General features: G+C 65.9%; 14 protein-coding genes and 1 tRNA gene. 7 read left to right on the top strand and 8 right to left on the bottom strand.

Annotation, left to right across the window (positions count from 1 at the left end; all coding sequences use genetic code 11):
• Nucleotides 1-24: 24 nt before the first annotated feature.
• On the bottom strand, nt 25-873 hold the full coding sequence (locus ACN9M2_RS03715) for a tryptophan 2,3-dioxygenase (protein WP_426286825.1): 849 nt from the start codon (nt 871-873) through the stop codon (nt 25-27).
• A gap of 228 nt (nt 874-1,101) precedes the next feature.
• Between ACN9M2_RS03715 and pdhA the strand changes: the two genes are divergently transcribed.
• The 5 genes from pdhA to ACN9M2_RS03690 all read left to right on the top strand — a co-directional run bounded on the left by pdhA (nt 1,102) and on the right by ACN9M2_RS03690 (nt 5,706).
• Nucleotides 1,102-2,181, top strand: coding sequence for a pyruvate dehydrogenase (acetyl-transferring) E1 component subunit alpha (pdhA, locus tag ACN9M2_RS03710; protein ID WP_426286824.1), 1,080 nt, complete (start codon nt 1,102-1,104; stop codon nt 2,179-2,181).
• Nucleotides 2,182-2,194: 13 nt separating this feature from the next.
• Complete coding sequence (locus tag ACN9M2_RS03705; protein WP_426286823.1) at nt 2,195-3,175, top strand: alpha-ketoacid dehydrogenase subunit beta; 981 nt, start codon at nt 2,195-2,197, stop codon at nt 3,173-3,175.
• A gap of 13 nt (nt 3,176-3,188) precedes the next feature.
• Nucleotides 3,189-4,577: a dihydrolipoamide acetyltransferase family protein gene (locus ACN9M2_RS03700; protein WP_426286822.1), complete on the top strand. Its 1,389-nt coding sequence runs from the start codon at nt 3,189-3,191 to the stop codon at nt 4,575-4,577.
• A gap of 200 nt (nt 4,578-4,777) precedes the next feature.
• Nucleotides 4,778-5,242, top strand: a complete 465-nt coding sequence (locus ACN9M2_RS03695) for a DUF1456 family protein (protein WP_426286821.1) — start codon at nt 4,778-4,780, stop codon at nt 5,240-5,242.
• 80 nt (nt 5,243-5,322) lie between these two features.
• Nucleotides 5,323-5,706 carry a VOC family protein gene (locus tag ACN9M2_RS03690; protein WP_426286820.1) on the top strand — a complete coding sequence of 128 codons (384 nt, stop codon included), beginning with the start codon at nt 5,323-5,325 and terminating at the stop codon, nt 5,704-5,706.
• Between the two features lie 69 nt (nt 5,707-5,775).
• Here the strand turns inward: ACN9M2_RS03690 and ACN9M2_RS03685 are convergent, their stop codons facing one another.
• The 3 genes from ACN9M2_RS03685 to rocF all read right to left on the bottom strand — a co-directional run bounded on the left by ACN9M2_RS03685 (nt 5,776) and on the right by rocF (nt 8,732).
• On the bottom strand, nt 5,776-6,102 hold the full coding sequence (locus ACN9M2_RS03685) for a hypothetical protein (RefSeq protein ID WP_426286819.1): 327 nt from the start codon (nt 6,100-6,102) through the stop codon (nt 5,776-5,778).
• A gap of 3 nt (nt 6,103-6,105) precedes the next feature.
• A complete protein-coding gene (locus ACN9M2_RS03680) occupies nt 6,106-7,521 on the bottom strand; it encodes a tryptophan--tRNA ligase (RefSeq protein WP_426286818.1) in 1,416 nt (471 codons plus the stop codon).
• A gap of 290 nt (nt 7,522-7,811) precedes the next feature.
• Nucleotides 7,812-8,732 (bottom strand): arginase, encoded by a 921-nt coding sequence (gene rocF, locus ACN9M2_RS03675; protein ID WP_306850765.1) that lies wholly within the window; start codon nt 8,730-8,732, stop codon nt 7,812-7,814.
• Between the two features lie 167 nt (nt 8,733-8,899).
• On the opposite strand from rocF, the gene ACN9M2_RS03670 reads away from it, so the two are divergent.
• The gene (locus ACN9M2_RS03670; RefSeq protein WP_426286817.1) at nt 8,900-9,796 is read left to right on the top strand and encodes a LysR substrate-binding domain-containing protein; all 897 of its coding nucleotides are present in this window, start codon (nt 8,900-8,902) and stop codon (nt 9,794-9,796) included.
• Here the strand turns inward: ACN9M2_RS03670 and ACN9M2_RS03665 are convergent.
• Nucleotides 9,793-11,082, bottom strand: a complete 1,290-nt coding sequence (locus ACN9M2_RS03665; protein ID WP_426286816.1) for a serine hydrolase domain-containing protein — start codon at nt 11,080-11,082, stop codon at nt 9,793-9,795. The two genes, ACN9M2_RS03670 and ACN9M2_RS03665, sit on opposite strands and share 4 nt — an antisense overlap.
• A 388-nt stretch (nt 11,083-11,470) precedes the next feature.
• On the opposite strand from ACN9M2_RS03665, the gene ACN9M2_RS03660 reads away from it, so the two are divergent.
• Nucleotides 11,471-11,710: a hypothetical protein gene (locus tag ACN9M2_RS03660; protein ID WP_426286815.1), complete on the top strand. Its 240-nt coding sequence runs from the start codon at nt 11,471-11,473 to the stop codon at nt 11,708-11,710.
• 19 nt (nt 11,711-11,729) lie between these two features.
• Here the strand turns inward: ACN9M2_RS03660 and ACN9M2_RS03655 are convergent, their stop codons facing one another.
• The 3 genes from ACN9M2_RS03655 to ACN9M2_RS03645 all read right to left on the bottom strand — a co-directional run bounded on the left by ACN9M2_RS03655 (nt 11,730) and on the right by ACN9M2_RS03645 (nt 13,536).
• The gene (locus tag ACN9M2_RS03655) at nt 11,730-12,065 is read right to left on the bottom strand and encodes a hypothetical protein (protein WP_426286814.1); all 336 of its coding nucleotides are present in this window, start codon (nt 12,063-12,065) and stop codon (nt 11,730-11,732) included.
• A 572-nt stretch (nt 12,066-12,637) separates the two neighbouring features.
• Nucleotides 12,638-12,713, bottom strand: a tRNA-Thr gene (locus ACN9M2_RS03650).
• Nucleotides 12,714-12,729: 16 nt separating this feature from the next.
• On the bottom strand, nt 12,730-13,536 hold the full coding sequence (locus ACN9M2_RS03645) for an SPOR domain-containing protein (protein ID WP_426286812.1): 807 nt from the start codon (nt 13,534-13,536) through the stop codon (nt 12,730-12,732).
• Nucleotides 13,537-13,567: the final 31 nt, after the last annotated feature.

The raw sequence follows: 13,567 nt of genomic DNA, 5'->3' as shown, positions 1-13,567 counted from the left end.
CCATGCGTCAAATCCGCCGGGTTTTCAGGTCCCCAGGATCGTGCGCACTTCGATCAATTCCGGGAAGAAACTCTGCTCCAGCGCCTTGCGCAAGAAGGCCACGCCGGAGGAACCGCCGGTACCGGGGCGGAAGCCGATGATGCGCTCCACGGTCTTCATGTGGCGGAACCGCCAGAGCTGGAACGACTCCTCGATATCCACCAGTTCCTCGCTGAGATGGTACTCAGGCCAATGGTTGGCTGTGTCTTCGTAGATCCGCTTGAACACGGGCAGCAGGGCGGGCTGGCTTCGCCAGGGCTGGGTCAGGTCGCGTTGCAGCAGTTCAACAGGCACCGGATGGCCGCGACGCGCGAGGTAGCGCAGGAACTCGTCGTAAAGGCCGGGTGCCTCGAACACCATGCGCAAGCGTTCGTGCGCCACGGGATCGTGCTCGAACACGCGCAGCATGTCGGCGTGCTTGTTGCCGAGCAGGAACTCCACCATGCGGTACTGCAGCGACTGGAAGCCCGACGAAGGGCCGAGCACGTCGCGGAACTGCAGGTACTCCGCCGGTGTCAGTGTCTCCAGCACCCCCCACTGTTCGTAGAGCTGGCGTTGAATCTGCTTGACCCGCGCAAGGATCTTCAGCGTGCCGTCCACGTCGTCGGCGCGCAGGCGCTCGAGCGCGGCGTCCAGCTCGTGGATCATCAGCTTCAACCACAGCTCGGAGGTCTGGTGCTGCACGATGAACAGCATCTCGTCGTGATGCGCGGGTTGGCTGCGCGGATGCTGGGCGGTGAGCACCTGGTCGAGCTTCAGGTACTCCGAATAGGTAAGGCTCCCGTCGAGATCGGTGCGGATTCCGGGTTCGAGGTCGCGCCTGGGATTGGCCATGGGGACGAATTCACAATGAGGGGTTGACAGCCACCAAACCCGCGCCATGACGCCATCCGTGGCCTCTGGCGGGGAAATCCATGCTGCGCCGTGCCTTGCCGCGCCATAATACCCCTGATATCTAGTCCGGCTCGCAAGAACCCAAAAGCCGTGTCGCGCCCCGCTGGATGGGCCTGGCCGCTTCCCCACTCGTGCGTGTCGTTTCTAACCTTCCCCTGGGAGCGAGTCGTGTCCATCGCCGCCAAGTTCGAAATCGAATACCTGCAATACCTTGACCAGGACGGCAAGGAAACCGGTAAGGAACTCCCCGCATTCACCAAGGATCTCGACCACATGGTCGAGCTCTACAAGCTCATGGTCTCCACCCGCGTGTTCGACGCCAAGTCGATCGCGCTGCAGCGTACCGGCAAGCTGGGCACCTACGCCTCCTGCCTGGGCCACGAGGCCGCGCATGTCGGCATCGGCAGCGCGATGCGCCGCGAAGACTCCCTGGCGGTGTCCTATCGCGAGTACGGCGCCCAGCTGTATCGCGGCGTGAAGCCGCGCGAGGTCTACACCTACTGGGGCGGCGACGAGCGCGGCAACGACTACGCCGATGCGCCCGCCCATGACTTCGCCTGGTGCGTTCCCATCGGCACGCAGTGCCTGCATGCCGCGGGTTCCGCGCTGGCCTTCAAGATCCGCAAGGAACCGCGGGTCGCGGTCTGCACGATCGGTGACGGTGGCTCGTCCAAGGGCGACTTCTACGGCGCCATCAACGTCGCCGGCGCGCAGCAGTTGCCGCTGGTGGCCGTGATCGTGAACAACCAGTGGGCGATCTCGGTGCCTCGCCGCATCCAGACCGGCGCCGGCACGCTCGCGCAGAAGGGCATCGCCGCCGGCCTGCCGTGCATCCAGGTGGACGGCAACGACATCATCGCCGTGCGCGCGGCCATGGAGATCGCGCTGGAGCGCGCCCGCTCCGGCCAGGGTACCTCGGTGATCGAGGCGGTCACCTACCGCCTCGGCGACCACACCACCGCCGACGATGCCCGTCGCTACCGCGGCGAGCAGGAAGTGAAGGACGCCTGGGAACGCGATCCCGTGCCGCGCCTGCGCAAGTGGCTCGAAGGCAAGGGCAAGTGGGACGATGCGAAGGAAGAGGCCTGGAAGGCCGAGTGCGACGACTGGATGGATAACGAAGTGAACGCGTACCTGGAAACGAAGAACCAGCCGGCCACGGCAATGTTCGACTACCTGTACGCCGAGCTCCCGGCCGACCTCGAAGCACAGCGCGAGCTCGTCGCTTCCCTCGATCGCAAGTCGTAAGGAATTCCGTCCCATGGCACAAATCACTCTTATCGAAGCGGTGACCCAGGCGCTCGCCTATGAGATGCGCAACGACGAAAGCGTCGTGGTGCTCGGCGAGGACGTCGGCGTCAACGGTGGCGTGTTCCGCGCCACGCAAGGCCTGCAGGAACAGTTCGGCGAGATGCGCGTCATCGACACGCCGCTGGACGAAGGCACCATCGCCGGCCTCACCGTCGGCCTGGCCGCGCAGGGCATGAAGCCGGTGGCCGAAGCCCAGTTCGAAGGCTTCATCTACCCGATGATGGAACACATCGCCTGCCACGCCGCGCGCATGCGCAACCGCACCCGTGGCCGCATGACCGTTCCGGCCGTATGGCGCGCCCCCTGGGGCGGCGGCATCCGTGCGCCGGAGCATCATTCGGAAGCGAACGAGCACCTGTTCACGAACATCCCCGGCCTGCGCGTGGTGATGCCGTCGTCGCCGGCGCGTGCCTATGGCCTGCTGCTCGCCGCCATCCGCGATCCGGACCCGGTGATCTTCTTCGAGCCCAAGCGCATCTACCGCCAGTACAAGGAAGAAGTGCCCGACGACGGCGAGGCGCTGCCGCTCGACGTCTGCTTCGTGCTGCGCGACGGAACCGACGTGACCCTGGTGACCTGGGGCGCGCAGGTGAAGGAATGCCTCGAGGCCGCCGACGAGCTGGCCCAGAAGGGCATCAGCGCCGAGGTGATCGACGTCGCCACGCTCACGCCGCTCGATTTCGACACCATCGCCGAATCGGTGACCAAGACCGGCCGCTGCGTGATCGTGCACGAGGCGCCGAAAACCGCCGGCTTCGGCGCGGAGATCGCCGCCCGTCTCGCCGAGGAATGCCTCTACAGCCTGCTCGCGCCGGTGGAACGCGTCACCGGTTTCGATACCCACATCCCGCTGTTCCGCCTGGAAATGAAATACCTGCCCAGCGTGGAACGCATCGTCGAAGCCGCCCAGCGCACGCTGGCCGCCTCCTGAGGAACCGATAGAAATGGCCGATATCAAGACCTTTTTCCTGCCGGACCTCGGCGAGGGCCTTCCCGACGCGACCGTCGTCGAATGGCACGTCAAGGAAGGCGACACGATCAAGCTCGACGCCCCGCTGGTGTCGATGGAAACCGCCAAGGCGGTCGTCGACGTGCCTTCGCCGTACTCGGGCACCGTGAAGAAACTGCACGGTGCACCGGGCGACATCATCGAGACCGGCGCCTCCCTGGCCGACTTCGAGATCGACCCGAACGCGCGCCAGCGTGCCGAGGCCGAATCCACCGGCCATCACCACGGCCCGAAGAAGGGCGTGGGCAGCCCCGCCCCGGACGATGCCTCCAAGGTCGTCGCTTCCGATGACGGTGGCGAGATCGACTCGGGCGAAGGCAAGGCCGACCGCGAAGACGAAGGCACCGTCGTCGGCGCCATGGTCAGCGGCAACGCCGTGCACACCGAGCAGGTGAGCAGCGCCGGTGGCGTGAAGGCCGTGCCGGCCGTGCGCGCCGCCGCGAAGAAGCTGAAGGTCGATCTCACCCGCGTACAGCCCACGGGCGCCGGCGGCGTGATCACCATGAGCGACGTGAAGAACGCCGCCGCCAACGGCAGCGCCGCGCTGGGTGCCGCCCCGGCCCGTCCGGCCGCCGCCCAGCACCTCGCCCCCACCCTGCCCGAGCCGGGCCCGGCGCCGCAACAGCGCACCGCCGTGTCGCTCGCCGGCAAGGCTGTCCGCACCGCGCCTCCGGGCAAGGAAGCGATCGGCCAGCCGGAGCAGTTGAAGGGCGTCCGCCGCAACATGGCGCGCGTGATGGCCGAGGCACATGCCAACGTCGTCCCGACCACGATCGTCGACGATGCCGACCTCCACGCCTGGATCGGCAAGCAGGACATCACGGCACGCCTCATCCGCGCGATCGTGGTGGCGTGCAAGACCGTGCCCGCGCTCAATGCCTGGTTCGACGGCAAGAACCTCAGCCGCACCCTGCATCCGCACGTGGACATCGGCATCGCCGTGGACACCGAGGACGGCCTGTTCGTGCCCGCGCTGCGTAATGCCGACGTGCTGGACGGCGCCGGCATCCGTGCCGCGATCAAGCGCCTGCGCAGCTCGGTGGAAGACCGCAGCATCCCGGCTTCGGAGTTGTCCGGCTACACCATCAGCCTGTCGAACTTCGGCATGTTCGCCGGCCGCTACGCCACCCCGGTAGTCGTGCCGCCGACCGTCGCGATCGTCGGTGCAGGCAAGCTCAGCCACGACGTGGTCGCCGTGATGGGTGGCATCGAGGTACATCGCCGCATGCCGTTGTCGCTCACCTTCGACCACCGCGCTGCCACGGGCGGGGAAGCCGCGCGCTTCCTGAAAGCCATGATCGACGACCTGGGACTGCCCAACTAAGTCGGACCGGTTCGGTTCGGTGGGAATTGCTCGGTGGGAGCGGACCCTGTCCGCGATTCGGAGGTACCGCTCCGCAGGAATCGCGGACAGGGTCCGCTCCCACCAAAGCCGCTACCATCAAGCCGCTCCCACCAGCCCATGCCTTGTGTGGGAGCCGCTTCAGCGGCGATAGCGGCTACCGCGATGGTACCCTTGGCGCCATGCTCAACAACGACACCCTCCGCAGCATCCGCTACATGCTCGACCTCGGCGACGTCCATGTCGTCGAAGTCATGAAGCTCAGCGGATTTCCCGCCTCCCGCGAGCAGGTCGAGCCCTGGCTGCGCAAGGAAGACGAGCCCGGCTTCATGGAAATGCCCGACACCGCGCTGGCGCACTTCCTCGACGGCCTCATCATCCACCGTCGCGGACGTGACGAAAGCCAGCCGCCGCGACCGGTCGAGAACCGGGTCAACAACAACGTGGTCCTGAAGAAGCTGCGCGTGGCCTTCGAACTGAAGGAAGACGACATCCTTGCCATCATGACCGAAGCGGGATTCCGCGTGTCCCGGGGAGAGATCAATGCCCTCTTCCGCCAGCCCAAGCACACCAACTTCCGCCTCTGCGGCGACCAGTTCCTGCGCAATTTCCTGAAGGGCCTGACGGCCCGCCTGCGCGGGCAGTAAGCACCGCGTCGACACCGGGCTCACGTCGTCTCGTTGTTCGCGGTGATAGCGTCGGCCTCCCGTTTCGTGGAGGCCCGGTCATGCATCACAGCAGGCTCTGCACCCTCGTTCTCGACTGCCATGACGGCGATCTCACCGCCGCTTCCGAGTTCTGGAGCGGCGCACTCGGCAAGCCCATCGAGACCACCGACGAAGACGGCGACGGCAAGTACGCGGCGCTCGGGATGGAAAAGGACGAACTGCGCGTCCTGTTGCAACGCGTCGACCATCACAGCCACGTGCACCTGGACATCGAAACGGACGACCTCGAAGCCGAGGCCCGGCGGCTGGAAGGCCTGGGCGCGAAACGGATCGGCTTCGTGAAGCGCTGGTGGGTGATGGAAGCCCCGACAGGACACCGTTTCTGCATCGTCCCGAGACAGAGCGACGACTTCGGCCCCCACCTCAATCAATGGGACGGATGAACCCATCGGGACGGATGGCCGCTAGCGTGGGAACCGCAACCCGGTGGGAGCCGACCTTGTCGGCGATGCCTACGGAGCGCGCCTCTTCCAAACCACCTGGCGAATGACCAGCGCGACCACCAGTACCGCCAAGAAGGCGCCATACCCATACAGCGCCGGCACCACCTGCTGCCAGATCGCCCCGCTCTTGGGCCCGAACTGATCCGCCGCCGGAAGCTCGACGGCATCGAAAGCCAACACGGCGGCCTGGATCGCCGCGACCGTCGCGGCCAGCAGCGCCAGCACGTCGAAACCGCGCCGCGTCATGTTCGTCAGCAGCGACTTCGGATAGGCCCAATACGCCCACCCCAGCACGACCAGCCATGGCGCGAGCAGCATGATCGCGAGGTAGCGCATGCGTCAGGCTCCTTGCCGGGCGGCGTTCGCCTTGGCTGCCGCCTCTTCAGCGGTCGCGGCGGCCAACACGTCCAATGCCGTGCGTAGACGCAGCACGCCCGCAGCGCGTGCCACCTCGTCGGGATACGACGCACCATTGGCCACGACCTTGCCGTCGACCAGCAGGGCGACGTGATCGCCTTGCGATTCAATGGTGGCCTTCGCCCCACCCATCGTGGAAAGAACCTGGCGCAGCGTTCCCGCCGCCTTCGGATCGGAAAACGGCGCCGACAGCAGCAATTCTTCACCGTCCGCGGCAAACAGACGGAAACGGAAGCTCCCGTCGGTATCGCGGAAGCTGGCGAAGCGAGGCGGCTTCGATTTCTGTTCGACCGGCGTGCTTGCCGGTTCCTCGGGGGACTTCAGCTTGTGCCGCGCGCTGCGCAGGCCCACGGCATCGCGCAGCGTATCCAGCAGCGGCGCGGCGATCGCGCGCGCCTTCGCGGCGCCGGCGAGAAGGATGTCTTCCATATCGTCCGGGCGCGCCATCAGCGCATCGTAGCGCTCACGCATGGGCGCCACCTCGGCCTCGATCCGCTCGAACAGCACCTGCTTCGCCTCTCCCCAACCGATACCGTTGTGCAGGGCATCGGAGAACGCCGTCGTTTCCGCGGGCGATGCGAACGCCTGGAAGATGGTGAAAAGGGCGGAGTCTTCGGTGTCCTTGGGTTCACCTGGCGCGCGCGAATCGGTGACGATCTTCATGATCGCCTCGCGCAGGCCCTTGGGACCGCCTTCGAACAACGGAATCGTGTTGTCGTAGCTCTTGGACATCTTGCGGCCGTCGAGCCCAGGCAGCGTCGCCACCTGTTCCTCGATCAAGGCCTCGGGCATCACGAAGAACTCGCGTCCGTAGGTATGGTTGAAACGCTGGGCGATATCGCGGGCCATCTCGATATGCTGGATCTGGTCGCGGCCCACCGGCACCTTGTTCGCGTTGAAGGCGAGGATATCGGCGGCCATCAGCACCGGGTACATGTAGAGACCCGCGGTGACGCCGGCATCCGCGTCTTCCTGGGCTTCGATGTTGCGATCCACGGCCGCCTTGTAGGCATGCGCGCGATTGAGCAGGCCCTTGGATGTCACGCAGGTGAGCAGCCACATGAGCTCGGGCACTTCGGGAATGTCCGACTGCCGGTAGAACGTGGCGACGTTCGGGTCGAGCCCGGCGGCCAGGAAGGTCGCGGTGATCTTGAGCCGCGAGGCCTCGACGCGATCCGGGTCATCGCTCTTGATCAGGGCGTGGTAGTCGGCCATGAAGTAGAACGCGTCGACCTCGGGATCGCGGCTGGCCAGGACGGCCGGCCGGATGGCGCCGACGTAGTTGCCGAGGTGCGGCGTGCCGGTGGTGGTGATGCCGGTGAGGACGCGGGTATGCATGGGGGGACCTGGGAGCCTGGACGGACGGGAACCATTCGAGTGTAGCCCGCGTGACGGTTCCGGGGCGACCCGACCATGCGGCAGGTTGCCGCGCTGCGCGCGGATCGCCGACAAGGTCGGCTCCCACCAGGCGACGACAGGCTCCCGGATGAAGGGACGGGCCCGATAGAAACCGACCCCGTCGGCGATCGGTGGAAACCAGCCCCGCCGGCGATGGTGGGAGCCGACCCTGTCGGCGATACAAGCCGATTCAGGCCATCGCCCCCTCGATCCACCAGCCCCACGTTGCCTCAGCGCATCAACGTCGACTTGCCGAACAACGACTCCACCAGGTCCACCGCCAGCTTCGCCGTCTGGTTCCGCTTGTCGAACGCCGGGTTCAACTCCACGATATCCAGCGACCCGACCCGGCCGGTATCCGCGATCATCTCCATGCACAGCTGGGCCTCGCGATAATTCGGCCCACCGCGCACGGTCGTACCGACACCCGGCGCGATCGACGGGTCCAGGAAGTCCACGTCGAAGCTGACGTGCAGGTGCGTGTCCTCGTCCACCCCCGCCAACGCTTCTTCCATGGCCGCCTTGATGCCGATCTCGTCGATGTAGCGCATGTCGTAGATATCGATGCCCACCTCGTGGACGAAGCGCTTCTCGCCCTCGTCCACGGAGCGGATACCGATCTGGCGGAACACGCCGGGCGTGGTCGCCGGCACCGTGCCGCCGATGTGCGTGAGCGCATCCGGGCCATACCCGCACAGGCACGCCACCGGCATGCCGTGGATGTTTCCGGACGGCGTGATCTGGCTGGTGTTGAAATCCGCATGCGCGTCGAGCCACAACACCCGAAGCTTCTTGCCATTCTCACGGCAATGCCGCGACACGGCGGAGATCGAGCCGATCGCAAGGCAGTGGTCGCCGCCGAGCATCACGGGCAGGTGGCCGGCGTTCAATTCGGTGTAGATGGCCTCGTGCACCGCGGTGTTCCAGGCGACCACGGCTTCGAGGTGGCGATAGCCGTCCGTGGGCGGCAGCCAGGGATTGAGTGGCCCGGAAAGATTGCCGCGATCCACGACGTGCATGCCGCGCTTCGCGAGCCGCTCGCCGAGACGCGCGACACGCAGGGCTTCCGGCCCCATGGAACTGCCACGGTGACCGGCACCGATGTCGGTGGGGACGCCGATCAAGGCGACCGAACGGGTGGTTGGACTCATGACGAGGGACTCAGGGAGAGGGATGTTCTTGCAGGAAAATGGCAAGCAACGACACGCGGAAGCTGGTCATCCCCCAAGTTTACACCGGACCTTGCAACAGCCACGTTGCAGCGCGTCAGGATGAAAAAAAGGGCACCATAGGCGCATACCTCGAGCGAAGCGCCGCGATGATTCGACTGGACGATGTGCAGATCTTCGTGCATACCGCCGATGCCGGCAGCTTTTCGGCAGCCGCCCGCCTGCTCGACAGCACGCCGGCCATGGCTAGCAACGCCGTCCAGCGACTGGAGCGGGAGCTCGGCACGCGGTTGTTCGTGCGCTCGACGCGCAGCATGCGGCTCTCGGACGACGGCGAACGCTACCTGCCCCACGCCCGGGCGATGCTTCAATCCCTTGCCGGTGGCGCTCAGGCCCTGGCTGAAGCGCGCGGCGAGATCGCGGGACCGCTTCGCCTCTCCGTGCCGTCGGACCTGGGCCGCAATGTGCTGCTGCCCTGGCTCGACGCCTTCCAGGCCAATCACCCCGGTGTTTCATTGCAATTGCGGATCAGCGACCGCGCCGCCGACCTGCACCGCCATCCCATCGACGCAGCCATTCGCTATGGCACGCTCGACGATTCCGGACTGGTCGCGCAGTCGTTGGCGCCCGACAACCGCCGCGTCCTGTGTGCTTCGCCGGATTACATCGCGCGCCACGGAGCGCCACGGCAACCCGACGACCTGCGCGAGCACAATTGCCTCTGCTTCGTCTGGGGCGAACAGATCCATGATCGCTGGATCTTCGACCTGCCGCGCGGGCCGCACGCGGTAAAGGTCGCAGGGAACCGTATCAGCGACGACGCGGAGGTCACCCGCCGATGGGGCCTGGCCGGTCACGGCATCGTCTACAAGTCGCACATCGACGTGATCGCCGATCTCGCCGCGGGACGACTCATCGACCTGATGCCGGGCATCGGCGAACGTGCGCCGCTGAACCTGGTCAGCGCGCATCGGTCGCAGCTCACTCCGGCGGTGCAACGACTGAGAGACTTCCTGCGTGTGCGGCTTGGCGAGTTGCTCGGCTAATCCTGGGTTTTCCGCGCCACGCGCGATCCCACACGCAAGCTCCCATCGTCGTCGACCGTCACGGGGTAGCCTGTCTCGGGCGCGACGAATGCCAAGGCGGACGTCGGCAACAATTCGGTTCGTCCGATGTCCGGCAGATCCAGGAACCAGCGTGCGCCCTCGCGAAACAGCGACAGGTCGGGATTTCCCCGCGAGTCGGCATCCTTGAACCGGTAATGCCCGATGTACCTGATCATTGTCTTTTCATCGAGCGTGGCACGTGTCGCGACCCGCGGTGCGTAGTCGGGCCAGCCATAGGCGGCAGCGACAGCCTTGATGAACTCACCACCCAGGTAGGAGCCGTTATCGCCATCGGTCAAGACGACCACGCCGTTTCCACTACCCAGGAACATGACGTAGCTGCTCTTGAAGCCGAAGTTGCCGCCGGAATGCATGAAACGACGATGTTCGCCTTCGCCGCTGACGAATACTCCCAACCCGTACTTGTTCATACCCGGCGCGAGCATGGTTATCGCCGCGTCGGTGGGCATGAAGGAAGGCCGCCCCTCCTCCGCATCGCGTACCCCGATCAGCCAGCGCGCGAGATCATCCGGCGTGGTCCATAGCCCCGCGGCGGCGAGTTCGGGATAGATATTGGCACCACCGGGTACCGGCGTCCCGTCCGCGGCATGGCCCACGGCGTGAGGTATCGATGCCGGCAAGGGTTGAACGAACGTGCTGTCGCGCATGCCGGCGGGCGTCAGCACCTCACGCCGCATGAGTTCGTCGAACGAGGCGTCCGCGCAATGGCTCAAGGCAATCTGGGCCACCGTATATCCGCCGCCGGAATACGCATACGCGCTTCCTGGCGGCGTGGCGATCACGACCGCCGGGGAATTCGCCGGCGTTTCGCCGCGCACGACTTGCTCCGGCGTCGGCACCGGCTCGCCCGGCGCGTAACCGTCGAAGCCGTTCACTGTCGTACCGGACGTGTGGTGCAGGAGGTTACGCAACGTCACCGGATGCCCCGCGTCCTGCTTTCCGGGTGGCAGGGTCAACGGAGCCAGGCAGCGGTCCACGGGCGCGTCCAGGTCTACCACCCGGCGCGAAGCCAGGATGGCGGCGAGACTACCCGTCACGCCTTTACTCAGCGAGGCCGCCTGGAAACGCTCGTTCGTCGCCGGAAGGCGAACGCTTCCATCGATCCCATAGGTGGCGGACCAGACAACGCGCCCACCTTCGATAACAGCCACCGCCATGGCCGGGACGCGATAACGCCGCATCCGCTCATGGACGTTCCACTGCATGGCTGGCTCGCCAGCCATCTCCACGCGGGGCCTGAGGCCATGTTCCACGGCCTGCCGGCGGGAGTCGTCGCGTACTTCGTGCCCTGCGCAACCGGCGAGCGTTCCAAGTAGCGCGAGGCATGCCGCTGCGAGCCGTTTCAATGAAAATCCCACGTTCCCTTCCCCGTCGACATGCGATGCGCACGAACAGGGTAGATGTGCAAACAGGAGGGAAGGTTTAGCCCGGCATAAGCGTCGGACGTTGCTTCAATGATGTCCGCCCTGTCCGCGTTCTCGTGTCCGCGGACGTCCTGCAAAGCCGCCGCATGGCAACCGACCCCGCCGCGTGGCTCCCCTGTTGCTTTGGCACGCCCATTGCTGACCTACACGTATCGCAAGGACCTGCCGCGTGATCACTCCCTCGGACCTCAGACAAGGAATCCACCCTTTCACTCGCCTGCCCTGGCGACTACAGATGTTCGTCGTGTTCTATCTCCGGGCCAACGGTTACGCCTGCACGGAAGAAGAACGCGAACTGGCCGCCACTCTGCTCGAACAACGCATCGCCCATGGTCCGATCGACCACCTCGCGCTGTCGATCGTGCTCGATCGACAGTTTCCCCGCGAACGCGAGGGCGGCGCTTCATAGCCATGTCTCCATGGATTCGCTAAGCGGTATGCCGTGTGACCGCATTCGATGTGGACGCGTCCTCGACGGGAAGGCGTCTGAAGGTCAGGACGTGCATGGTGTAATTCCTGCAACTGACCTCGCGGCCCCACCACAACGTTCTCTCGAAACAGAACACCGCCACGACGGTCAGCCATGGGGCGATCGCCCATCCTGTCGAGAAAGCGATGGCCGCGATGATCGTCATGCCCACGAAGGCCGTATACGCCACCTGGTGCAGGAAGACGTCCCTTTCCTGCTCCCTTTTCAGGTGATCGTAGATCTCGCTCGCCGAGCCATAGAAGGTGGTGAGGTCTGTGTGTGCGAGGCTCTTCATGTCCTGGTCCCCCGGTATGACTGGTTCGGTCGAGCGTCCCGGTGACGGACTTTGAGGGGGAATAGTCACCCATGCAACTACCCGGCTGGCATGGTGCAATGCGGCGATGGCCTCGGCGGATGGGCGACGAGGTAAAGGTAGGCTGCAGGCGATCTCCTACAGACAGTCAAGCCCTCTCGGCGCAAAATGCGCGCGAACTGACTGGACATCCGCCATGCGCTTCCTTTGCCTGATTAGTCTCGTCTGCGCCGCCCTTTCCGGCTGTGCCAGCACCCAGCCGCACTGGACTGACGAAGGTTCTGTCGGCCCCATTACGCCGACTGCCCACTGCTCGTCCAGCGGCGGGAACGCGGGTCCGTGCGCTGCAACTATCGCCGTGAACGCAGTCATTCATAGCGTCCAGAAATAGCCGGGCGAATGCCGGGACCCCGTCACGCTCGCTTGGTCGGCAGGAGTACGAACGGCATCTGGAAGCGTCCGGATTGCGCCTGATTGGCTGTCGCCTCGATGAGGGCGAAAACAATTACTTCGAAGCCATCAAGCCGCCTGCGGGCTAGATCTGGCTGAATTTCTGGTGCCGACACCCGGATTCGAACTGGGGACCTACCGCTTACAAGGCGGTTGCTCTACCAACTGAGCTATGCCGGCGAAGTCGCAGAGTTTATCAGAAGCACCCGGTGGTTCTAGCCGTGATGCCGGGAGTGCGGATGCTCCGGCGAATGTCGGTGCCGGCCTCGTCGGGGACGACCACGTCGAGCCACCAGACGGGCGTGGTCTCGGTGCGCTCGCTCATGCGCGCCGGGAAGCCGGCGGCGATCACCTCGTCGCGGCGCTTGCGGGCGTTGGCGGGGTCATGGAACAGGCCGAGCGCGACAGAGTTCTGCAGGTCGCCCTGGGCGGTGACCACGAAGTAATCCTTGATGCCCTTCGCATCCAGGCGGCGTGCCTGGGCGAGTGCCTGCTCGCGCGTGGCCAAAGCAGGCAGGAAGACCCGCCAGCCGTGCGACTCGCTGGTCTGCTCCTGGCGCTGGCGGCTACGCACGGTGCGTGGCGCGATGGCGGTGCGCGCCGCGCGCAGGTCCACCTGGTTGGCGAAGGGTCCCAGGGCCAGGCAGCGGTAGCTGCGGCGGGGGCTGGTCGGTGCGGTCTCGGCGGGTGCGAGCAGCGTTTCCCCTGCCCCAGCCTTCGTTGCAGGTTTCGCGGGCGGGGTGGCTGGCGACGCCGTGGCCGCGGCCGCGGGGGATTCCGCCTTCGGCGAGGCCGCCACAGATGTGGGCGCTGCCACGGCCGAGGACGCCACTGGCGGCGCGACACTCCCCGGTGGAGCCGGCAGTTCGGCGAGGAGCTTCAGCTTCGGCACGCCGCCATCCGTCGGATCGACCGCGTGCGTCGCGGAATCGCCCAGCAGCAGCCACGCGGCCACCGCGATATTGAGGGCGATCAGCAAGACGAACAGCAAACGCAGCAGCATGGTGGCCTTGGGCTTCCGGTGGTGGCCTGCG

This window comes from Luteibacter sp. E-22, from assembly GCF_049913125.1.
GTDB lineage: Bacteria > Pseudomonadota > Gammaproteobacteria > Xanthomonadales > Rhodanobacteraceae > Luteibacter.
Note: the sequence above shows the minus strand (reverse complement) of the source record. Positions and strands in the feature narration are given on the sequence as shown.